The 22,480-nt window shown below is 53.7% G+C and carries 23 protein-coding genes; 17 read left to right on the plus strand and 6 right to left on the minus strand.

Features of this window, described 5'->3' with window-relative positions; translation table 11 throughout:
- Positions 1 to 252: 252 nt before the first annotated feature.
- Positions 253 to 1,290, minus strand: coding sequence for a class II fructose-bisphosphatase (glpX, locus tag VB712_RS12675; protein WP_323255223.1), 1,038 nt, complete (start codon positions 1,288 to 1,290; stop codon positions 253 to 255).
- 15 nt (positions 1,291 to 1,305) lie between these two features.
- Between glpX and VB712_RS12680 the strand changes: the two genes are divergently transcribed.
- Complete coding sequence (locus VB712_RS12680) at positions 1,306 to 1,428, plus strand: hypothetical protein (RefSeq protein ID WP_323255225.1); 123 nt, start codon at positions 1,306 to 1,308, stop codon at positions 1,426 to 1,428.
- 15 nt (positions 1,429 to 1,443) lie between these two features.
- Here VB712_RS12680 and petD read toward each other — a convergent pair whose 3' ends face one another.
- Both petD and petB read right to left on the minus strand, forming a co-directional pair.
- The gene (petD, locus tag VB712_RS12685) at positions 1,444 to 1,926 is read right to left on the minus strand and encodes a cytochrome b6-f complex subunit IV (protein WP_323255227.1); all 483 of its coding nucleotides are present in this window, start codon (positions 1,924 to 1,926) and stop codon (positions 1,444 to 1,446) included.
- Between the two features lie 81 nt (positions 1,927 to 2,007).
- On the minus strand, positions 2,008 to 2,676 hold the full coding sequence (petB, locus tag VB712_RS12690; RefSeq protein WP_323255228.1) for a cytochrome b6: 669 nt from the start codon (positions 2,674 to 2,676) through the stop codon (positions 2,008 to 2,010).
- Between the two features lie 166 nt (positions 2,677 to 2,842).
- Between petB and ctpA the strand changes: the two genes are divergently transcribed.
- From ctpA to VB712_RS12705, 3 genes are all read left to right on the plus strand, one after another.
- Positions 2,843 to 4,117, plus strand: a complete 1,275-nt coding sequence (ctpA, locus tag VB712_RS12695; protein WP_323255230.1) for a carboxyl-terminal processing protease CtpA — start codon at positions 2,843 to 2,845, stop codon at positions 4,115 to 4,117.
- Positions 4,118 to 4,294: 177 nt separating this feature from the next.
- The gene (locus VB712_RS12700; RefSeq protein ID WP_323255232.1) at positions 4,295 to 4,840 is read left to right on the plus strand and encodes a tetratricopeptide repeat protein; all 546 of its coding nucleotides are present in this window, start codon (positions 4,295 to 4,297) and stop codon (positions 4,838 to 4,840) included.
- A 213-nt stretch (positions 4,841 to 5,053) separates the two neighbouring features.
- Positions 5,054 to 5,299, plus strand: coding sequence for a hypothetical protein (locus tag VB712_RS12705; RefSeq protein ID WP_323255234.1), 246 nt, complete (start codon positions 5,054 to 5,056; stop codon positions 5,297 to 5,299).
- A 6-nt stretch (positions 5,300 to 5,305) separates the two neighbouring features.
- Here the strand turns inward: VB712_RS12705 and VB712_RS12710 are convergent, their stop codons facing one another.
- Positions 5,306 to 6,748, minus strand: a complete 1,443-nt coding sequence (locus tag VB712_RS12710) for an FAD-binding domain-containing protein (protein ID WP_323255236.1) — start codon at positions 6,746 to 6,748, stop codon at positions 5,306 to 5,308.
- Positions 6,749 to 6,932: 184 nt separating this feature from the next.
- The gene (gene ahcY / locus VB712_RS12715) at positions 6,933 to 8,210 is read right to left on the minus strand and encodes an adenosylhomocysteinase (RefSeq protein ID WP_323255238.1); all 1,278 of its coding nucleotides are present in this window, start codon (positions 8,208 to 8,210) and stop codon (positions 6,933 to 6,935) included.
- A gap of 127 nt (positions 8,211 to 8,337) precedes the next feature.
- Between ahcY and VB712_RS12720 the strand changes: the two genes are divergently transcribed.
- A complete protein-coding gene (locus VB712_RS12720; protein WP_323255240.1) occupies positions 8,338 to 9,060 on the plus strand; it encodes a Uma2 family endonuclease in 723 nt (240 codons plus the stop codon).
- A gap of 31 nt (positions 9,061 to 9,091) precedes the next feature.
- On the opposite strand, the gene VB712_RS12725 is transcribed toward VB712_RS12720, so the two are convergent.
- Positions 9,092 to 10,456, minus strand: coding sequence for a DUF3370 domain-containing protein (locus VB712_RS12725; RefSeq protein WP_323255242.1), 1,365 nt, complete (start codon positions 10,454 to 10,456; stop codon positions 9,092 to 9,094).
- A gap of 189 nt (positions 10,457 to 10,645) precedes the next feature.
- On the opposite strand from VB712_RS12725, the gene hypE reads away from it, so the two are divergent.
- The 12 genes from hypE to rsmD all read left to right on the plus strand — a co-directional run bounded on the left by hypE (position 10,646) and on the right by rsmD (position 22,403).
- Positions 10,646 to 11,698: a hydrogenase expression/formation protein HypE gene (gene hypE / locus VB712_RS12730; RefSeq protein ID WP_323255244.1), complete on the plus strand. Its 1,053-nt coding sequence runs from the start codon at positions 10,646 to 10,648 to the stop codon at positions 11,696 to 11,698.
- A 332-nt stretch (positions 11,699 to 12,030) separates the two neighbouring features.
- Complete coding sequence (gene hoxE / locus VB712_RS12735; RefSeq protein ID WP_323255246.1) at positions 12,031 to 12,561, plus strand: bidirectional hydrogenase complex protein HoxE; 531 nt, start codon at positions 12,031 to 12,033, stop codon at positions 12,559 to 12,561.
- On the plus strand, positions 12,561 to 14,183 hold the full coding sequence (locus VB712_RS12740; RefSeq protein WP_323255248.1) for a NuoF family protein: 1,623 nt from the start codon (positions 12,561 to 12,563) through the stop codon (positions 14,181 to 14,183). Before hoxE ends, VB712_RS12740 begins: the two co-directional genes overlap by 1 nt.
- A gap of 116 nt (positions 14,184 to 14,299) precedes the next feature.
- On the plus strand, positions 14,300 to 15,946 hold the full coding sequence (hcp, locus tag VB712_RS12745) for a hydroxylamine reductase (RefSeq protein WP_323255250.1): 1,647 nt from the start codon (positions 14,300 to 14,302) through the stop codon (positions 15,944 to 15,946).
- A 28-nt stretch (positions 15,947 to 15,974) separates the two neighbouring features.
- Positions 15,975 to 16,691: a bidirectional hydrogenase complex protein HoxU gene (gene hoxU / locus VB712_RS12750; protein WP_323255252.1), complete on the plus strand. Its 717-nt coding sequence runs from the start codon at positions 15,975 to 15,977 to the stop codon at positions 16,689 to 16,691.
- Positions 16,692 to 16,844: 153 nt separating this feature from the next.
- Positions 16,845 to 17,207 carry a hypothetical protein gene (locus tag VB712_RS12755; RefSeq protein WP_323255254.1) on the plus strand — a complete coding sequence of 121 codons (363 nt, stop codon included), beginning with the start codon at positions 16,845 to 16,847 and terminating at the stop codon, positions 17,205 to 17,207.
- A 24-nt stretch (positions 17,208 to 17,231) separates the two neighbouring features.
- Positions 17,232 to 17,780 carry an oxidoreductase gene (locus VB712_RS12760; protein ID WP_323255256.1) on the plus strand — a complete coding sequence of 183 codons (549 nt, stop codon included), beginning with the start codon at positions 17,232 to 17,234 and terminating at the stop codon, positions 17,778 to 17,780.
- Between the two features lie 7 nt (positions 17,781 to 17,787).
- The gene (locus VB712_RS12765; protein WP_323255258.1) at positions 17,788 to 18,312 is read left to right on the plus strand and encodes a YbjN domain-containing protein; all 525 of its coding nucleotides are present in this window, start codon (positions 17,788 to 17,790) and stop codon (positions 18,310 to 18,312) included.
- Positions 18,313 to 18,567: 255 nt separating this feature from the next.
- Positions 18,568 to 19,992 (plus strand): Ni/Fe hydrogenase subunit alpha, encoded by a 1,425-nt coding sequence (locus VB712_RS12770; RefSeq protein ID WP_323255260.1) that lies wholly within the window; start codon positions 18,568 to 18,570, stop codon positions 19,990 to 19,992.
- Positions 19,992 to 20,552, plus strand: coding sequence for an NUDIX hydrolase (locus VB712_RS12775; protein WP_323255263.1), 561 nt, complete (start codon positions 19,992 to 19,994; stop codon positions 20,550 to 20,552). Before VB712_RS12770 ends, VB712_RS12775 begins: the two co-directional genes overlap by 1 nt.
- A gap of 121 nt (positions 20,553 to 20,673) precedes the next feature.
- A complete protein-coding gene (locus VB712_RS12780) occupies positions 20,674 to 21,864 on the plus strand; it encodes a glycosyltransferase family 4 protein (protein WP_323255265.1) in 1,191 nt (396 codons plus the stop codon).
- A complete protein-coding gene (gene rsmD / locus VB712_RS12785; RefSeq protein WP_323255267.1) occupies positions 21,864 to 22,403 on the plus strand; it encodes a 16S rRNA (guanine(966)-N(2))-methyltransferase RsmD in 540 nt (179 codons plus the stop codon). The genes VB712_RS12780 and rsmD overlap by 1 nt, the downstream gene beginning before the upstream one ends.
- Positions 22,404 to 22,480: the final 77 nt, after the last annotated feature.

The raw sequence follows: 22,480 nt of genomic DNA on the forward strand, positions 1-22,480 counted from the left end.
TTTGAACTCAAGTACAATCATTCTCTTATGCTAGCATATCTGGCGTAAGAATGCGGCTAAAGCCGCCGTTGCTTTTCATCCCTGGGTTAAAACCGCATTGCTCTCAAGCTATCGGGATATTCCGTAAGCAACGCAGTCAAGATCGGCTCCAAAGGCAAAACCTCCCCCACGATAGGGGGGAAGTTTAAGGCAGCAGCGGCTCACGCCCAGAGATTTCCACCCGGTTAGCCGCCACAGTTCTACAACAACAACCTAGTGGAGTTGGATGTATTTGGGTTGATCAAACATATGTACTGTGTCCACAAAGCGAGCGGTTTTGGTTTCGCTGGAGATCACCAAGCTTTGCGTCCGCGCTCCGCCATGGAACAAACGCACACCATTCATCAATGTGCCAGGGGTAATGCCGCAGGCGGCAAACAGAACGGTTTCGCCAGAAGCGAGTTCATCCGCATCGTAAACCCGGTCAATATCGGTAATGCCCATTTCATTGAGGCGGGCAATATTGCCTTCCTTGCTTTCACCGATTAAGCCGGTTTTGACCACTTCGGGATCATAGATCAGTTGTCCCTGGAAGTGTCCACCAAGGCAGCGCATCGCCGCCGCAGAAATCACCCCTTCGGGAGCCGCCCCAATCCCCATCAGGGCATGAATGTTGGTTCCCGCAAAGGCACAGGAGAGAGCAGCGGAAACATCCCCATCACTGATCAGCCGCACCCGCGCCCCAGCGGTGCGAATTTCATTGATCAAGTCTTTATGGCGGGAGCGATCCATGACCACCACCACCAATTCTTCAATGGAGCGATCGAGGCATTCTGAGATAATTTGCAGGTTTTGAGTGGCGGTTTTATTAATATCAACGTGGTTTTTCGCGGCCGGCGGTGCAGCGAGTTTTTTCATATAAAAGTCGGGAGCCGCAAACAGGCCACCTTTTTCAGAAATAGCCAGGACTGCCATGGAGCCAGGCTGACCATAGGCCACTAAGTTGGTTCCTTCGCAAGGATCAACGGCAATATCAATTTCAATCAGTTCTTGGAGGTTGCAAACCTGGTCGGCATTTTCCTGGGTACAGATCCCCACTTCTTCGCCAATGTAGAGCATGGGGGCATCATCCCGTTCCCCTTCCCCAATCACGATGCGACCGCGCATATGAATTTTATTCATCCGGTTGCGCATTGCTTCTACCGCCACTTCATCCGCGATATCCTTTTCCCCTTTCCCCATCCATTTCGCAGAAGCAAGGGCAGCTTGTTCAACAACTTCAATAATTTCTAATCCCAGGGTGCTTTCCACAGATCTATTCCTCGTATGTTTAAAACCATTCCGGGGCAACGTTTTGATGCCAAGGAAAAGTCTATCACCAAGGGGGATCCCCAAGGGGATCAATTAAAAAAGCCGACGATCGCGATCGTCGGCTTTGCTCCATTTTAAGGCCGTGGCTTTAGCCTAGAACAAACCCAAAGTTAAGGACTTGTCAATGGGCATTAATGCTCCAGCACCGAGCCAAAGGGTGACAACCGTCCCAAACAGGAAAACGGCGGTAGCCACTGGGCGGCGGAAGGGGTTTTGAAACTTGTTGACGTTTTCAATAAACGGCACCAACATCAAACCAGCGGGAATCGCGCCTTGGGCAACGATGCCGAGGAGTTTATTGGGAACCACCCGCAAAATTTGGAAGGTGGGGTATAAATACCATTCCGGCAAAATTTCCAAGGGGGTGGCAAAGGGGTTCGCCGGTTCTCCCACCATGGCGGGGTCAAGGACAGCTAAACCGATGGTGAGGGCAATCGTCCCCATGATCACAATCGGGAACGTGTAGAGTAGGTCGTTGGGCCAAGCTGGCTCACCGTAGTAGTTATGACCCATGCCATTGGCCAGTTTGGCCAACAGTTTGGGGTCACTTAAGTCAGGCTTTTTGAGTGTGGACATTGTATTGAGGTTCTCCTATGGTCGATCTCTGGAATTCAGCAAGGGGGATCAATCAAGATGGGTCTATTCTAGGCGATCGCCTTAGAGGGGGCCAGAAATCCCTTGTTTACGAATCATCAAGAAGTGCGCCAGCATGAACACTGCAATCATCCAGGGCAACACAAAGGTATGGAGGCTATAGAAACGGGTGAGGGTAGCTTGACCCACGGAAACACCACCACGCATTAGTTCCACCAGTTGATCTCCCACGACGGGAATCGCAGCAGGCACACCAGAAACGATGTTCACCGCCCAGTAACCCACTTGATCCCAAGGCAGGGAATAGCCGGTTACACCAAAGGAAACCGTTAATACGGCCATCACCACACCAGTAATCCAGGTGAGTTCACGGGGACGCTTGAAACCGCCGGTGAGGTAAACCCGGAAAACGTGAAGAATCATCATCAGCACCATCATGCTGGCAGACCAGCGATGGACGGAGCGGATCAACCAACCGAAGTTAACCTCGGTCATCAGGTATTGCACAGAGTTGAAGGCTTCTGTCACCGTCGGGCGGTAATAGAAGGTCATGGCAAAGCCGGTGGCAAATTGGATCAGGAAGCAAACCAGGGTAACGCCGCCGAGGCAATAGAAGATATTGACATGGGGGGGAACGTACTTACTGGAAATGTCATCAGAGATGGCTTGAATCTCAAGACGCTCCTGAAACCATTGGTATGCTTTGGATTCAGTAACTTGCTTTGTAAACATTGAGCTTGAATTCAGTGGGGTAAAAGAGGGATAGTGATGAGATGCGTTCCAGATCTCCGAACAGGGATGAATTAGAAGATGGCTGGGAGTCTAAACCAAGGTTGAAGATACATCTCTTCTCTTAAAGAATGTACCATAGCCCGTTAAAACGGGGGGAGCAAACCCGATGATAGAGGGTAGAGATTTGCAGTTGTTGGCCAGGAATGTCCGGAATGATCAACGCAGCCGCTGGGGCGGGTTGCTCAAGCTGGCCTTGATTTTGGTGGTGATGGTTTGGGGTTGGCTTGGGCCGGTGGACGTGGCCCAGGCGTTTTCCGAAGACCAGAAGATTTTTTTACAGGCTTGGCGGATTGTCAATCAGGCTTATTTGGATGACAGTTTCAACCACCAAAATTGGTGGCGGTTGCGTCAGGACTATTTACAGCGGCCCTTGGCGGATCGGGAGGCGGCCTATGGGGCGATTGAGGAGATGTTGGCCACCCTTGATGATCCCTTTACGCGGCTGTTGCGGCCGGAACAGTACCGCAGTTTGCAGGTGAGCACAACAGGGGCATTGTCGGGGGTGGGGTTGCAGATTGATTTGAACCCGAATACCCATGATTTAGAAGTGGTGGCCCCTATTCCTGGCTCTCCGGCGGAGCAGGCGGGGATTTTGGGGGGCGATCGCATTCTCCAAATCGATGGCCAGGATACTGCCCCCCTACCCCTGGAGGCGGCGGCGCAATTGATGCGGGGGCCCCAGGGGACGCGGGTCACTTTAACGATCCAGCGACCGAAACCGGAGGCGATCCATAAATTTGAATTGGTGCGCGATCGCATTGCCCTCAATCCCGTTGTCGCCCAACTGGATCGCCAAAATCCTCAATTTCCCATCGGCTATCTCCGGCTAGCCCAATTCAGTGCCAATGCCCGCGCTGAATTGGCCCAAGGGATGGTCAATCTGGAAAACCAGGGGGCCAAAGGCTACATTTTGGATCTGCGCAACAATCCAGGGGGATTGCTCCAAGCGGGGATTGATATTGCGGGCCTCTGGCTTGATGACGGCACGATTGTTTACACCGTTAACCGTCAGGGGATGTTGGATAGTTTTGATGCCCCTCACCATGCTCTTACCACGGCTCCTTTAGTGGTGTTGGTGAATCAGGGTACAGCGAGCGCCAGCGAAATTTTAGCCGGGGCGTTGCAGGACAATGGCCGGGCGGTGTTGGTAGGGGAGCGTACCTTTGGCAAGGGCCTGATTCAATCCCTGTTTGAACTGCCCGATGATTCTGGTTTGGCGGTGACAGTGGCGAAGTATGAAACCCCCAATCACCACGATATTCACCGTTTGGGGATTTTGCCCGATCAGGTGGTTCCCCAAGACCCCATTACCCTAGAGCAGGTGGGAACGGCGGTAGATCGGCAATATCAAGCGGCGGTACAGGCTCTAATTGCGGGCTAATTTGGCATTTAGCGCAACGTAGGGGCGCAAAATTTTAATTTTAAATTTCGCCCCCACACCAATGAACGCAATAACCAGATTCCCGATCAAGTTTCTTGACACTCCCATTCCCTGTTCCCCCTTCCCCCCTTTTTGCGCTAAATTCTGAAAAATTTGCAACCGGGAGAGCAATGGAGAATGAGCGATCGCCAGCCCTTGGGGAATTTAAATTTAAGAGATTTGACCGCTGATCAAGCCTTTGAATTGGGGCAAAAGGCCTTTGAGCAGGAACAATACGCCGTAAGCATTACCCTGTTTGAGGTGGCTCTAGCCCGCAGTTATGCCGCCTCCCGTCGGGGGGGTGAGATTCAACTGTGGTTAGTGAATGCCCACCAGAGTAAGGGAGATCTGAAAACCGCTCTGGCCTTGTGTGAATCCCTCCTGCTCCACCCCTCCCCCTTTACCCGCCAACAGGCCCAAAACCTGCTCTACATCCTCAAAGCTCCGGTTTTGCAACGTCCTAAGGAATGGCTCACGGAAATTCCTGATTTAAGCCAGTTGGGGGAGAGTAAGCGGCGCGATCGCTATGTTCCCCCGAAAACTGACCCCGATCGCACCCCAAAACCCAAAGCCGTGATTGAGGATATTGATCTCAGCCAAGTGAATACGGAAGACAATCAATTTGTCGGGGTGGCCTTGGGGGCGATCGCCCTTCTTTTCCTTGGCCTTTGGCTATGGCATTAAGTTCACGGCAAACACAATGGCGAGGATCCTGTGGTTGTTAAGAAAGCTTTACAGTGCTTTGAAATTTGGGTAAAACTCTGAACCTGTCAGGGTTTTAAGCTTGGGGGAAGGAACAATAATCCCCCATTGCCCTGCCTAAAGAAATCCCTTCACAACTTTTTCACAGCTTGTTTTTAAAGTGTGAACCATGATCTTCATCATGAGGTTTGCGTCATGGATCCAGCCATCAACAACTACCAAATCCACCAACGGCTCCAACGGCTTGAATTCCTTCATGGCCTCTACCAACAGATTGATCATATTCATCACATCACGGATGAAGAAGTTCGCCTCCTCCAAGAACTACGCCACGATCGCGATTTAAACGAGGAGCGACAAGCGATGATCGACCGTATTTTTTACCACCTCCGCCGCAAACAGCGCCATGAGAGAAACCGTCAACGGCAATGTGTGGCCTAATCCCCTTTAAGACCGCAATTTTGCGGCATTGTAGAGGTCTTTAAACCGTTGTTGCCGAACGTAGTGATCGACAATCGGCTCAGGATAACCGAGGGCTTGGCGTTCCAACGGGGTAATTTTGCCGGTCACTAAGGGTTCAGGATCCAGCGATCGCAATTCCTCCACCCATTCACGAATATATTCCCCCTCGGGATCAAACTTTTGGGTTTGGGTTTTGGGGTTAAAAATGCGTAGAGGGCGGGGATCCATACCGCTGGAGGCGCTCCATTGCCAGCCGCCATTATTGGAGGCTAAATCCCCATCCACCAAACGCTGCATAAAATACCGCTCTCCCCAACGCCAATCAATAATCAGGTCTTTGGTGAGGAAACTGGCGACGATCATCCGACAACGGTTGTGCATCCAGCCGGTTTGATTGAGTTCCCGCATCGCCGCATCAATAATCGGGTAGCCGGTGCGCCCCTCACACCAAGCGGTAAATAAATCCGGGTCATTTTCCCAGGGGAAATCTTGAAAGATGGGGCGATAGGGGCCTTCGGCAAGGGCAGGAAAATGATAGAGGGCGTGTTGATAGAACTCCCGCCAAGCTAGTTCCTGTTGCCAAGTTTCGATATTTTGGCGCAGTTCATCGGAGTTGGCCCCGGCGGCGGTGAGGTGGGCGGCCTGCCAAACGGTACGGATGCCGATGGCCCCAAACTTCAAGGCAGGGCTGAGTTGGGAGGTTCCGAAGCGGCTGGGATGGTTGCGGTCTTCGGCATATTGACTGAGGGCGCGATCGCAAAATGCCCCAAGGCGTTGGCTTGCCGCATCTTCCCCCGGTTCGAGGACAAAGCCATTGTGCCAATCAAACCCCAAATCCGCAACGGTGGGTAGGGGGATTGTGCCTTGGGCGGCGGCGATCGCCCTTTCCTCCTCCGTTAACCCCTGCAAATCCGTCACCGGAGGATAGGGGGCTGCTTTCGGTTGTTCCCGCCAATTTTTCCAAAAGGGGCTAAACACCGTGTAGGGCGTTCCTGATTGGGTCTGGACTTGCGCCGGGGTGCAGAGCAATTGATCCCAACGGGTTTGGACGGTAATCTGTGCCGCTTCCAGGGCAGCGGCAACGGTGCGATCGCGCTCCTGGGCGTAGGGTTCCACATCGGCGCTCCAAAACACCTGATCCACCTTCAACGCCTTGGCCAGATCCACCAAAGCCGTTTGGGGCGTACCCTGGAGAAACAGCAATCTGCTGCCTTGGGCTTGATATTTCGCCGCTAATTCCGCTAAACAGCCGATTAAATAGGCCACCCGCGCCGGGGCCACCTCCTGATTATTCAACAAAGCCGGGTCAAAACAGAAGACCCCGACAATCCGGGGGCTAATCTGGCGGGCAGCATGGAGGGTACGGTGGTCGCTGAAGCGCAGGTCGCGACGATGCCAACATAAAATCAACGGGGAAGAATCGCTCAAAATCTCTATTTCATCGATGGAGGGGTGATCTTGATCCTAGCCCAGAAGGGGAACCCTAGGGGATTAAGCCTCTGGTCTGTCCTGATCCTGTTGCCGAGGGCCAACGCTGAAATCCCCGCCAAAAGCAATGCCCCAGCAGAGCTAGGGCATCACAGCGGTTAAACCCGTTTTAATCCAACTTGGCTCAAGTTCCCACAGTCCAGGAGTTGATATATTCCTCTTGGTCGGCGGTGAGGCTGTCGATGGTGATCCCCATCGCCGCTAATTTGAGGCGGGCAATTTCCTGATCCACTTCAACGGGGATCGAGTGAATGCCTGGTTCTAAATTGCCTTTGTTTTTCACCAGATATTCACAGGCCATCGCTTGGTTGGCAAAGCTCATGTCCATCACGGCGCTGGGGTGGCCCTCAGCGGCGGCTAAGTTGATGAGGCGACCTTCGCCTAAGACGATCACCGATTTGCCGCTGGGAAGTTTGTATTCCTGGGTGAAGTTGCGAGCTTCCCGGACTTCCGTTGCCGTTGCACCCAAACTGGTCAGGTCAATTTCTAAATCAAAGTGACCAGAGTTACACACCATCGCCCCATCTTTCATGACATCGAAATGTTCAGGACGGATGACGTGCTTATTCCCCGTGACGGTGATAAAGATGTCCCCTTGGGGGGCAGCTTCGGCCATGGGCATGACGCGGAAACCATCCATGACGGCTTCAATGGCCCGGGTGGGGTTAATTTCCGTGACGATGACGTTGGCTCCCATGCCTTTGGCCCGCATCGCTACGCCTTTGCCACACCAGCCATAACCGGCAACAACAATATTTTTCCCAGCGAGGAGGATGTTGGTGGCTCGAACTACACCGTCGAGGGTGGATTGGCCCGTGCCGTAGCGGTTATCAAAAAAGTGTTTGGTGTCGGCATCGTTGACATTAACAGCGGGGAACGTCAGCACGCCATCGCGGAACATGGCCATGAGGCGGACAATGCCGGTGGTGGTTTCTTCGGTGGTGCCGATGATTTCGCTGATTTGGTCTTGGCGTTCTTTGATCAACGTGGCGGTGACATCGCTGCCGTCATCGATGATGATGTTGGGGCGATGGTCGAGGGCAATTTGCACATGGCGGTGATAGGTGGCGTTGTCTTCGCCTTTGAAGGCAAAGACGGGGATGCCATAATCCACGACGAGGCTAGCGGCCACATCATCTTGAGTGGAGAGGGGGTTACTGGCAATCAGGATCGCGTCGGCTCCGGCATTTTTGAGGGCGATCGCCAAGTGGGCAGTTTCGGTGGTGACGTGGCAGCAGGCGACCAAGCGAATCCCGGCCAGGGGCTTTTCTTTCGCAAACCGTTCTTGAATTTGGCGCAGAACTGGCATTTCGCGCCCTGCCCATTCAATGCGCTTTTTCCCTTGGGGGGCTAAGGCAATATCTTTAATTTCGTATTCAGGCTTAGTTAGGGTGGCAGTCATTAAATTTACAAAAAATCGTTGGGTGCTCTGCTGATTCTAACCAAAAATTGTCCCCTTGCCTGTAGCACCTCAGCAATTCCCCAGGGGTGGATATCATAAATGTATCCTCAATCAGACAATGGGAACCATGGTACAAACCCCCATCTCTCCCCAACGCCTCTACCCCGAATCCGATGGCAAACCGATGGCCGAGAATACGCTGCAATATCGTTGGATTGTCCGTTTAGTCAGCAATCTTAAACATCGTTTTGCGGATCAGCAGGTTTTCGTGGCGGGGGATCTGCTCTGGTATCCCGTGCCGGTGGAGCGGCCGCCGGCCCCCTGTCAGGCCCCTGATGTGATGGTGGTTTTGGGCCGTCCTGATGGCGTTCGCGAAGCGTCTCCGCAGGAGAATCGCGGTAGCTATAAACAATGGGAGGAGGAAAATATCCCCCCGCAAGTGGTGTTTGAAATCCTCTCCCCCAGTAATAGTGTTAGTGAAATGGCGGGGAAACAGCGGTTTTATGAACAGTATGGTGTGTTGGAGACGTTTTTTTATGATCCGGATTCCCAAGATTTTTGGGGCTTTCATCGGGAGACAGCCCAAGCTCCCTTGACGTTGATTACGCCCCTCCATTTACCTTGGACTTCCCCCCTTTTAGGGGTGCGCTTTGAATTTGCCGCCGATGGGTTAGCCCTCTATCATCCCGATGGGGAATTGTTTAAGGAGCCGACGGCGTTGTTTGTGGAGCGGGATCAGGCCCAACGGGAGCGCGATCGCGCTCAACGGGAAAGGGATCAGGCCCAGACGGAAAGGGATCGCGCCTTTGCCAAACTGCGAGAATTAGGTATTGATCCCGCAACCCTTTGAGGGTTTAAAAACATCCTCAAAGTCCCTATATTTAACGAATTGTCTGCACCGTTAACACCTGGGGCGGGGAGGCATCGGGGGGATAGGCAAAATCCACCTGCACCCGCCGGGAACCGCCAGAGGGTAACGTGATCGTCGCTAAGGGTTCCCCTTTTTGGCCGCGACGGTGAATGATGTGGTAGAAGCGGTTTTGAGGGCGGCCCCCATCATCCTCATAACGGATTTGCACCGTGCCTCGGAAAAATACCGGGCGGGGCAAGGGGTCAAAAAACCGCAGGCCATTGCTGAAATCATCCTGTTTAATCGGCGTTTCCAGAGCCACCGTCACGGTACGGGGTTGGTTCGTGGGGTTATGGAGGGGCAGATCAAGGCTGTATTGAATACCATAGTTGCCATGGGCATGGTAGGCCGTATCGGGATAGCGCACCACCATTTCCGCACTTTGCACCTGGCCCGTCCCCATTCGCCCCCGATGCAACAGGCTTAACCCATAGGAAATCGCCCCCCCTACCGGCGGAACGGCTAGGTTAGCACTCCCCTCATCGGTTAACTGGGCCCGCCATTGGGAACCTAGGGCCACCCCCGCCACCCGACCATAGAAAAAGGGGCCATCCACCTGATCCGGGGGAGTGGCGGCGCGATCGCGCGGCCCCGCCACATCACTATTGAGCAATAAATTCCGCCATTCCGTTAAATTGGGGGGCCGCTCTCCCCCTTGGCCATCGGGGGGGGCAAATTGGGCCAAGCTAGCCAGATAAAGGGGGCCATTGCTATTCATGCGGATATAGGTCGATCGCCCATTTAACGGCGGCTCCAATTCCCGCACCGGAATCGGCACATTGAGCAGCAATTGATATTGTCGGGGCCGCACCAACACCCGTAGGGGTAAAGAAGATTGCAACCGCCCCCGAATTAAATCACTCATCACCCGACTTCCCGGCCCGGCAAAAACCTGACCATGGGGATTTTCCACAAAGGGGGCCATTTCCCGAAAAGGGGCATCGGGCTGGCTGAGATAGCTAGCCCCGGTGAGGAAATCAACAAAAATGGGCTGATCCGTGGGGTTATAGGCTAGGACGGCCATATAGAGCGTGCGCAGATCTTCCGGATCATCAGCGCGGGCGATGTGGTGGGCAAAGATATCAAACCGACCCGGAGCGAAACGGTAGTTTAAATGGGCGCTGGGGTGGGCCTTGCCTTCCCCTGGGAATGTGGAGAGTAAAATTCCGGGTTGGAGGACTAATTCCGGGCTGTTGCTGTTGAAAACCGGGACTTGATCCAAGCCATTGGGGAGGGGACGAACGGGGGGCTGCGATCGCAGCACTTCCTGCGGTTCCCCAGGCGTAGCTTGGGCAATCAGGGCCGGTGGAGGCGTGAGGAGGCTCAATAGCATCATGGGTATAACCAAAAATAAAGGTTTATTTTAAAGGGGCGATCCGCGATAGCGCACCTATCGCCCTCTAACCGGGAGGGAGTGGGCAGATTTGTGAATGGATCAGTGGGATCAAAGGGAGAACTCCAAAGCCTCACACCCCTGCCTGTCTTTCGCTATGCTCAACTCATTGCCAACCATTGAGAAAATTCCATGACTGCTGCAAACTTCACCTGTCCCATCCCCATCGAACAATATCCTACCGTTCTCCTCGCCCACGGGGGCGGCGGCAAACTGATGCAGCAATTGATTACCCAAATGTTTGCCCCCACCTTCACCGTCGCCGGGCAAAACCCCACTCAACATGACTCCGCTGCCCTGAGAATGCCCCCCGGCCGTATTGCCTTCACCACCGATTCCTATGTAATCCAACCCCTATTTTTTCCCGGCGGTGATATCGGTTCCCTGGCCATCCATGGCACAGTTAATGATCTCGCCATGAGCGGAGCGCGGCCCCTTTACCTCAGCGTCGGGTTCATCCTTGAAGAAGGGCTACCGATGAAAACCCTCTGGTATATCGTTCAGTCGATGCAGCGGGCGGCCCGGCGGGCTGGCGTGCGCATCGTCACCGGGGATACAAAAGTGGTGGATCGGGGCAAAGGGGATGGTATTTTCATCAATACCAGCGGTGTAGGCGTGATTGAACATCCCTACGACATTGGCCCCAGTAGTGTTTGCCCTGGGGATGCCATTTTACTCAGTGGCGATCTGGGTCGCCATGGCATTGCGATCATGGCCAAGCGGGAGGGGTTGAATTTTGAAACGACGATTAAAAGTGATTCCGCCCCCGTCCATGAGCCGGTGTTGAGCCTCCTTAAGGCCGGTGTTGAGATTCATTGCCTGCGGGATTTAACGCGGGGAGGGTTGGGCAGTGCCTTAAATGAAATTGCCGCTGGGGCCGGTGTGGCGATCCAAGTGGAGGAAGCCCTGATCAGCATTCCTCCTGATGTCCAAGGGGCTTGTGAGATTCTCGGCCTTGACCCCCTCTATGTGGCCAACGAGGGGCGATTTATCGCCATTGTCTCCTTCCATTGTGCCGAGCAGGCCCTGGATATACTGCGCCATTACCATCCCGAGGCGGAATGTATTGGTACAGTGGTGGGACGGAGCGATCGCACCCTCGGCCGCGTCACCCTCCAAAGCCGCATCGGTGCAGGTCGCATCCTCGATCTCCTCAGTGGGGAGCAATTGCCCCGCATTTGTTAACTACTCAATAAACAACTTATAGATTGTTTTTGTTCACAATCATTCATCAAGAAAAGGGTCAATTGTTGAATGATTCTAAACATCAGTGCAGTTTTCCCAAAGGAGGTGACACAATACCCCTAGAAAACCTGCACTGAGGATTAAATTTTAAAAGCTTTTTGCCATGAGTCTTGGTGATTGCGCTGGGCTTTTCGCGTCATGCCCGCAGGATCACACCATACCAGAGCCATCCGTTGGCATCTTTAGAATCAGGAGTATAAAAATTTTGTTTATACCCCGATGCTCCAGCACAGCGGATTGTGATTATTTTCATCGTTTTAAGGGGAATACCCATGTCAACTACTGCCCCCCCTGCCAAGCCCGCTCAAGCTGCACCGAAGGCGGGTCAAGCCGATAAGCGCTTCAAACTCCTAGACATCACCATGAAGCGGAATCACTACCGCCAAGATGCCCTGATTGAAGTGCTCCATAAAGCCCAAGAATCCTTTGGCTTTCTCGAATTGGATGTTTTAGAACACATTGCCCGTGGTTTGAAGCTTCCCCTCAGTCGCGTCTATGGCGTGGCGACGTTTTATCATCTCTTTTCCCTCAAGCCCAGCGGTAAACACAGTTGCATTGTTTGTACGGGTACGGCTTGCTATGTCAAGGGCAGCGGCAAAATTGTCGAAGCCATTGCTGAAAAACTGGGGATCAGCGTCGGCGAAACCACCCCAGATGGCGAAATTTCCCTGGCTACGGCTCGCTGTATTGGGGCCTGTGGTATTGCCCCCGCTGTTGTTTTCGATGGGGAAGTGAAGGGCAAACTGGACGCAACAGCGGTGTTAGCCCGCTTGGCAGCCCTGGAAGATCAGAAGGAGGCATGATGGATTTAACGGAACTGAAAGCATTAGCGGCGGCTGAGAAGGCCAAATTTAAACCCCTGCGGGTGCATTGTTGTACCTCCACCGGCTGCCAAGCGGCCCAATCCTTGGAGGTGAAAAACAATTTAGCCCAGGCGATTAAAGATAAGGGTCTAGGCGATCGCGCTGAAGTGGTGGGTGTGGGCTGTATGGGTTTCTGTGGTCGGGGGCCTTTAGTGCAATTTGCCCATGATCATCAATTGTTTGAAACCGTCACCCCGGATCAAGCCGAGGCGATTGTGGATGTGCTAGTGGGGGGGGAGGGGGATCTTGTTAAAGGCGATCCAGAACACCCCTTCTTTAGTCGGCAATTCCACATTGTCCGCAAAAACAGCGGCAACATTAACCCCGATCGCATTGAGGACTATATTGCCGTCGGCGGCTACCAATCCCTTTATAAGGCCCTGTTTGAAATGTCCCCCGCTGAGGTGGTGGCGGAAATTACCGCTAGTGGCCTGCGGGGGCGGGGCGGCGGCGGCTTCCCCACGGGGATTAAATGGGCGACGGTGGCGAAGATGCCCGAAGGTCAAAAATATGTGATCTGTAATGGGGATGAAGGCGATCCGGGGGCCTTTATGGATCGCTCGGTGTTGGAAAGTGACCCCCATTTAGTGCTAGAAGGGATGGCGATCGCCGCCTATGCCGTCGGTGCAAACCATGGCTATATCTACGTTCGGGCGGAATATCCCTTAGCGATCCAACGCCTCGAAACCGCCATTAAACAGGCGAAAAAATACGGTCTCCTTGGCAGTCAAGTCTTTGACTCCCCCTTTGATTTCAAAGTAGATATTCGCATCGGGGCGGGGGCCTTTGTCTGTGGGGAAGAAACCGCCCTGATCCATTCCATCGAAGGCAAACGAGGCAATCCTCGCCCTCGTCCCCCCTATCCCGCCCAGGAGGGTCTCTGGCATTGCCCCACGCTGATCAACAACGTCGAAACCTACGGCAACATCAGCGCGATCATTGAAAAAGGCGCGGCTTGGTATAGCGGCATTGGCACAGAAAAAAGCAAGGGGACGAAAATTTTTGCCCTCACGGGCAAGATCCGCAACAACGGCCTGATTGAGGTTCCCATGGGGATCACGTTACGGGAAATTGTTGAGGAAATGGGGGGCGGCGTTCCCGATGGGACGATTAAAGCCGTGCAAACCGGCGGCCCCTCTGGCGGTTGCATTCCCGCCCACCTGCTTGATACCCCCGTTGATTATGATTCCCTCACCCAAGTGGGTTCAATGATGGGGTCGGGGGGCATGGTGGTGATGGACACCAGTACAAGCATGGTGGAGGTGGCGCAGTTCTATATGGATTTCTGCCAGGAAGAAAGCTGTGGCAAGTGCATTCCCTGCCGAGCGGGGACGGTACAACTCCATGCCATGCTGACGCGGTTGCTCAAAAAACAGGCAACCCTCGCTGACCTGCAAACGATGGAGCAACTCTGTTACATGGTCAAGGAGATGAGCCTTTGTGGTTTGGGGATGACGGCCCCTAACCCGGTGCTGAGTACATTGCAGTATTTCCGTTCTGAATATGAGGAACTTCTGCAACCCATGCCCGCTATGCCCACCAACCACGCCCTCACCGTTTAGCGAAAAATTAGGGCGAAAAATAGGGGCGAAAATATTGTTCGCCCCTACAAAACCCCCCCTTTTTAAGGGGGGGCAGGGGGGGATCTCTCAGTTGCCAACAATCGGAGTAGGAATTTATGTTTTGCGAACAATGTGAACAAACCGCCAGCGGCCAAGGTTGCCACCAATGGGGAGCTTGTGGCAAAAGCCCTGATGTGAATGCGGTGCAGGATTTGCTAGTGCATTGTCTGCGGGGTTTGTCGGTGGTGGCGATCGCCGCCCGCCAACAGCAAATTTCCACCCAGGACGCGGATCTGTTCATCTGTGATGCCCTGTTTGCAACGATGACCAACGTTAATTTTGACCGTAAGCGGTTTGTGACGATGATGCGTCAAGCAATCACGCTGCGGGAAATGCTGAAGTTGGAAGTTCAGCGGCGGAGCAACCGGCCGACGGTTTGGCCGGAAATTTGCAACTATGAGCCAGATTGGTCGGAAAGTTTAATCGAGCAGGGCTTTGCTAAGTCCCTGACGATGCTGCAAAAAGCGGGGAATCCCGATATTTTCGCCCTCCAGTTGACGGTGATCTATGGCCTCAAGGGCATGGTTTCCTATGCCTTCCTCGCAGCGGAATTGGGCCAAGAAGACCCGGAAATTTACTATTTCTGCGAGCAGACCCTAGCGGATTTGGATCGCAGTGATCTGCAATTGCTGGATTGGGTGAATCTTGCCCTGAAGGTGGGGGAATTGAATTTCCGCGCCATGGAATTACTGGATCGCGCCCATACCGAAACCTACGGCCATCCTGTCCCGACCCCCGTTCCCCTCAACCCCCGTCAAGGTCAGGCGATCCTCGTTTCCGGCCATGACATCAAATTCCTCGCTGCTCTTCTGGAGCAAACGAAAAACACCGGGTTAACGGTGTACACCCATGGCGAACTCCTCCCCGGCCATGGCTACCCCAAGCTCAAGGAAAACTACCCCCATTTTTACGGCCATTACGGCACGGCTTGGCAGAATCAAACCAAGGATTTTGCCAAGTTCCCAGGGGCGATCGTCATGACCACCAACTGCTTAATGCCCCCCCACGACACCTACGATGAAAAAATCTTCACCGTGGGCAGCGTCGGCTATCCGGGGTTGATCCATCTACCCATCCATGGGGGGATTCCCGATTTTGGCCCGGCCATTGCCAAGGCCCTCGCCCTCCCCGGCTTCACCGTCACCGATCCCCCCCGCTCCGTCACTACCGGCTTTGCCCATAATGCCGTGATGACGGTGGCGGATACGGTGATCAACGCGGTGAAGGCGGGGCAGATTCGCCATTTCTTCCTCGTTGGCGGTTGTGATGGGGCCAAGCCCGATCGCAACTACTACACCGAACTGGTGGAAAAAGTCCCCGATGACTGCATTGTCCTCACCCTGGCCTGTGGCAAGTTCCGCTTTTTTGATCAACAGTTGGGGGAAATTGGCGGCCTGCCTCGATTGATGGATGTGGGGCAATGTAACGATGCCTACAGCGCGATTCAGATCGCCCTAGGGTTATCTCAAGCCTTGGGGATGGAGGTCAATGAATTGCCCCTATCGATGATCCTTTCCTGGTATGAGCAAAAGGCGATCGCCGTTCTGCTTACCCTCCTCCATTTGGGGATCAAAAACATTCGCCTTGGGCCCACATTACCCGCCTTCCTCACCCCCAACGTCTTTGCCCTGCTTTCGGAGCGGTACAACTTGCAGGGCATCACCACCCCAGAGGCGGATCTCGCCGCCTGTTTGGGGTCATAACCAAACCGCTTTTTTGTAGGAGAACACCATGTCGATCACGACCCTAAAAATTAACGGCCAAGATGTCGTCACCGAAAGCGGCAAAACCGTCCTTGCTGCCGCCAAAGAAGCGGGTATTCCCATCCCCACCCTCTGCCATTTAGAGGGGATCAGCGAGGCGGGGGCCTGTCGCCTCTGTGCGGTGGAGGTGAAGGGAACAAATAAACTGATGGCGGCCTGTGTCACCACCGTGGCGGAAGGGATGGAAGTGGAAACCCACACCCCCAAGCTCCAAGACTACCGCCGCATGATTGTTGAACTCTTTTTCACCGAAGGCAATCACGTTTGCTCCATCTGTGTGGCGAATGGGAATTGTGAGCTTCAGGATGTGGCCATTGAAGTCGGCATGGATCATTCCCGATTTAACTATCGGTTCCCCGATCGCGGCATGGATCTCTCCCATAGCCAATTTGGCATTGACCACAACCGCTGTATTCTCTGCACCCGCTGCGTCCGGGTCTGCGATGAGATTGAGGGCGCTCACGTTTGGGATGTGGGCAACCGAGGGGAAGCCTGTTATATCGTTTCGGGGATGGATCAGCCTTGGGGAGAGGTGTCTGCCTGTACTGCCTGCGGTAAATGTGTGGACGCTTGCCCGACGGGAGCCATCTTCCGCAAGGGGACAACGACGGGCGAAAAGGTGGGCGATCGCGCCAAGTTGGAATTTTTGGTTAACGCTCGCGAAAAACAGGAATGGTCGCGTTAATCTCAGAGGATGTTTAACCAGACCAAGCCATCATCATCTCCAGGATTAAAGGATTAAGAATTTCTGCAATCACTGGAGGGTATCAGGAGGATGCATGAATTTTGTATCCGTTGGCTTGGTGAGATTCTGTCCCTTCCTTTGTTAATCACCCCTATGCGCCCAGCTTACGCTCCCTTTGCCAAAGTCACTTCCCTGACTGCTGATGCAGCGGAATCCGTCTTTCTCGAAGCCCTCACGCTTTGTGATCAGTTTTTGCACATTGACTGTATCCCGGCACGAGTCACCCCTTTGGTGAAGGCCATTCATCTCCTGACCCCCCTGTTGGTCAATACAGATCTGTGGTTTGCCTTGCTGGATGCCCACCAAGAGCGAGTGCATTGGTTGCGATCGCAACTGGAAGACCAAGCCCAAAAACTCCAATACACAGCGGCTTGTCAAAACCGCACCACCACCTGCCCCCAATTTTGTGAACCGGCGGAACAATGTATGATCCTCGCCGCTTTACTCTCGGTTTAACCCCCATGATGAGGAAACTGCTCTATGTCTAAAATTCGTTTTGCCACGGTTTGGCTCGCCGGTTGCTCCGGTTGCCATATGTCCTTCCTCGATCTCGATGAATGGCTGATCGATCTGGCGGCTCAGGTGGATGTGGTCTTTAGCCCCGTGGGCTGTGATCTCAAGGATTACCCGGAAAATGTCGATGTTTGTTTAGTGGAGGGGGCGATCGCCAACGAGGAAAATCTCGAACTGATTTACCACGTCCGCGCCCACACCAAAACCCTCATCTCCTTCGGGGATTGCGCCGTCACCGCCAACGTCCCCGCCATGCGCAATATGCTCGGCGGTGCGGAATCGGTACTCAAACGCGCCTATATTGAACTCGGGGATCAAACCCCCCAACTCCCCCATGAACCGGGGATCGTTCCCGAACTGTTGGATCAAGTGCGTCCCGTCCATGAACTGGTTCCCGTTGACATTTTCATGCCCGGCTGTCCCCCCAGCGCCGAGCGCATTCGCGCTACGCTGGAACCGCTCCTGCGGGGAGAAATGCCCGTCATGGAGGGGCGTGAAATGATTAAATTTGGTTAACTTGACTATGACCCTGTTTGAGCTTGTCGTTGAAACCCTAAAGACCGATGATTGGTCTTTTAGCATCGTTGAACCAGAAGAAACGATTACCTTCGGGATCACGTTAGAGTCTGGACAGTTTCGTTGCTACTTCTTCGTCGATGATGAAAATGACTGCATCCAACTGGTTTCGATTGTTCCGGCCATGGCTCCCCAGGAAAAATTGCCGGCCCTGTGTGAATTTATTTGTCGGGCTAACTATGCTCTGCCCATCGGCAGCCTAGAAATTGACCTCACCGATGGTGAAATGCGTTATAAAACCAGCATTTCCCTCCATGATGTTCCCGCCAATATCAACATGATCCGCAATTTGATGTATCCCAATTTCACCATGGTGGATCTGTATTTTCCGGCCCTGATGAAAATCATCTATGGGGATGTTGACCCGGAAACGATGATGGCGATGGTTGATCAACAATTGGAGGATGAAGATGATGAAGAGGACGATGATGATTTCCTCAATGATCATTTTTCGCCCCATGATTTGAATTAGGGGGGAGGGAATCGGGAACAGGGAATAGAGAATGGTTTAGGGTTAAGGGGAGGTTTTTGAATTTGTTAAGTAGGGTGGGCAATACCCACCGTTCAGGGTTGATGGGAGGTTTTTATTGTTAAGTAAATTGGAATTCAGTTGTAGGTTCAGTAGGTTGGGCAATGCCCCCTGAATACCCTGCCGAGATCTAAATTAAACCCCTTACAGATCATTCTGAAGGGCAAGCGGGCTTAAACGTTTATTCAATGAGTAATTATGGCTAAAACGATTGTGATTGATCCGGTGACTCGCATTGAGGGTCACGCTAAAATTTCCCTTTTCCTTGATGATGCAGGAGAGGTGAGTGATGCCCGGTTCCATGTGGTGGAATATCGCGGCTTTGAAAAGTTCTGTGAGGGTCGTCCCTTTACGGAAATGGCGGGGATTACGGCGCGAATTTGTGGGATCTGTCCGGTGAGTCATTTATTGGCGGCGGCAAAAACCGGGGATAAAATTCTCGCCGTACAGGTTCCCATTGCGGGGGAAAAACTCCGCCGCTTGATGAATTTGGGGCAGATTGTTCAATCCCATGCTTTATCATTTTTCCATCTGAGTAGTCCGGATTTTCTCCTGGGTTGGGATAGTGATCCGGCAAAACGCAATGTGTTTGGTTTGATTGCTGCTGACCCGGATTTGGCGCGGGCGGGGATTCGCTTGCGGCAGTTTGGCCAGACGGTGATTGAGAAGTTGGGGGCGCGGAAGATTCACGCCGCTTGGACGGTGCCGGGGGGGGTGCGATCGCCCCTTTCCGTGGAAGGCCGGGATTGGATTCGCGATCGCCTCCCCGAATCCATCGCCACGACCCAAACCGCTTTGGCGATTTTTAAAGATATTCTTGACCGCTTCCAAACGGAAATTGAGCAGTTTGGCGAATTTCCCTCGCTGTTTATGAGTTTGGTGGCCCCCAATGGAGATTGGGAGCATTACGGCGGCGCGATCCGGTTTAAGGATAGTGCGGGCAATATCATCGCTGATGGTTTGAGTGAGGATGATTACCAGGATTATTTAGGGGAAGCGGTGGAATCTTGGTCTTATCTGAAATTCCCCTACTACAAACCCCTGGGTTATCCCGATGGGATCTATCGGGTGGGGCCATTGGCACGGGTGAATAATTGCGATCGCTTTGGTACGCCCTTAGCCGATGCTGAATTAGCGGAATTTCGCCAACGGGCGGGGGCCATTGCCACATCCTCCTTCCTCTACCACCACGCCCGGTTATTGGAAATCCTCGCCTGTTTGGAGCGGATTGAGCGGTTTATGGATGATCCGGATCTGTTGAGCGATCGCATCCGGGCCAAGGCGGATATTAACAGTCTCGAAGGGGTGGGGGTGAGCGAAGCTCCACGGGGAACGCTGTTCCATCATTACAACGTTGATGCGAACGGGTTACTGGAAAAGGTCAACCTGATCATCGCCACGGGTCAAAATAACCTGGCCATGAACAAAACCGTTACCCAAATCGCCAAACATTACATCCACAACAACGACCTTTCCGAGGGCTTCCTCAACCGCGTTGAGGCTGGCATCCGCTGCTTTGACCCCTGCCTCAGTTGCTCCACCCATGCGGCGGGGCAAATGCCCCTCCATGTGGAATTGTTGCGCCCTGATGGTTCCCTCGTTCGGGAGATTTATCGGGATTAATGGTAGAGGAACGACCTTGGGAAGTACGGGAAGCCTTGGCGACGGTGCGATCGCCCTGGCTGACGCTGATTGGTGAACGGCTCCAAGACCCCCAAGGGCAAATCCATGACTATTGGCGGGTGGAAAAGGCCGATTCCGTGATTATCCTTCCCCTTCACCGGGGGGATCTCCTCCTCCCGCCCCGCCAATACCGGCCCGGCGTGGGAGCCTATACCTGGGATTTTCCCGGCGGCCGTTTGCCGGTGGGGGCAAAACCGGAGGCGATCGCCCCCGTGATTTTACAGCGAGAATTGGGGGTTAATGCCGCAGAAATCGTCACCCTCAGCCCCCTCAACCCCGACGGCTGGCTGATTAACAGCGCCTTTTCCAACCAACGCCTTTACGGTTTCATCGCCCACCTCAGCCCCGATGCGGTCATGCCCGCCGCGACCCTTGGGGGGTGCTATCCGTTCACCCCCTCAGGGGTCGCTCAACTGTGTCAGCAGTTAACCTGCTTGCAATGTCGGGCCATTTTGCTAGAGTATTGTTTAGCTCAAGCTCCTGGTTGTCCCCCCCCATGAGTCGCCGCAGCGTCTCAAAATCTGCTCTTCAAACCAGACAGATCCTTAGCAATCCTTACGCTAATCTAGATCCTAGGCTTTGGTTCACTCCCAGGACAACAGGAGTACTCAATCGATCTCAATGAAAATACTTGTTCTCGCTTGGGAGTTTCCCCCTCGGATTATTGGCGGCATTGCGCGGCACGTTGCGGAGTTATATCCGGAAATGGTCAGTCTGGGGCATGAAATTCACCTGATCACGGTGGAATTTGGTGAAACGCCCCGACGGGAAATTGTCGAAGGGATTCATCTCCATCGGGTTTCCGTCGCACGGGGCAATGATTTTTTTCATTGGGTCGTGAATATGAATGAAAGCATGGGGGAATACGGGGGGGCATTAATCCTGGAGTGGGGCCCCTTTGATCTGATCCATGCCCATGATTGGCTGGTGGGGGATGCGGCGATCGCCCTCAAGCACCGCTTTAAAATCCCCCTAATCGCCACGATCCACGCCACGGAATACGGCCGCTACAACGGCATCTATAACCCCACCCAAACTTACATCCACCAAAAAGAAACCCTCCTCGTCCATGAGGCTTGGCGGGTGATCGTCTGCACCGAACACATGAAGCTGGAACTGCAATGGGCCTTACACGCCCCCGCCGATAAGCTGGATATCATCTACAATGGCATCCGCGCCGCTAAAAAACAGCCGGATCCTGATTTCGACTACGCCGCCTTTCGCCGTCAATTTGCCCGCGATGAGGAAAAAATCGTCTATTATTTGGGGCGGATGAGCTATGAAAAGGGGATTTCTGTACTGTTATCCGCTGCCCCGAAGGTGATTGCAGAGATGGACAGCCGGGCCAAAATTGTGATTATCGGTGGGGGCCAGATTGACCACCTCAAGGAACAGGCTTGGAATCTGGGGATTTGGCATAAATGTTTATTCACCGGATTTATGCCGGAGGAAGAGTTGGATCATTTCCAGGTGATCGCCGATTGTGCGGTGTTCCCCAGTTTGTATGAACCCTTTGGCATTGTCGTGCTGGAAAGTTTTGCGGCCCGGGTGCCGGTGGTGGTGTCTGATACCTGTGGGCTGCCGGAGGTGGTGCGCCACGGTGAAACCGGCGTGGTGACGGAAACCAATAACCCCGATTCTCTGGCTTGGGGGATTCTCGATGTGCTGTGGCATCCCGATTATCAGCGATCGCTCGTCGAAAATGCCTATGCTGACCTAACCACCCGCTTTGATTGGCGCAATTTGGCGATTAAAACGGAGCGGGTTTATCAACGAGTGGTGCGGGAGCGCACCCTCGTCACCTGGGAATAATGCGGATTTATGGCAACCGCCGGATCGTCACCATACCGGGGGATCAGGTGCGGCCCACCCCGGCCCGAGTACGGGAAGCGATTTTTAATATTTGGGGCGATCGCCTCGCCGCTGCCCATTGGCTCGATCTCTGTAGTGGCAATGGCACGATGGGCGCAGAAGCCCTTTGCCGGGGGGCGGCGCGGGTGGTGGGGGTGGAAAAATGGGGGCGGGCCTGTGGCGTGATCCGCCAAAATTGGCAGGGTTTAGCTCAGGCGGAGCAATCCTTCGAGATTCTGCGGGGGGATGTGGTGCAGGTGTTGCCGAAGTTAGCGGGGCAAGGGTTTGACTTGATTTATTTCGACCCCCCCTATGGCGCGGGGTTATATGAGCCGGTGTTAATGTTGCTACAAAATTTGGGGTTGTTGAAACCGGGGGGAATCCTGGCGGTGGAATATGACTCGCGACAATGGCGGCCGGAACAGTTTCAGGCTTGGGATTGCGATCGCACCAAAGTTTATGGCAATACGGCGATCGCCTTTTATCGCGCCAGTTTCTAAATCCTGTAGGGGCGAAAAATTTTTCGCCCCAGCCTACCGATCAACTCCACCACCAGATTCCCCATCATTCTCCACAG

The sequence above is a fragment of the Spirulina sp. CCNP1310 genome, from assembly GCF_034932185.1.
GTDB lineage: Bacteria > Cyanobacteriota > Cyanobacteriia > Cyanobacteriales > Spirulinaceae > Spirulina.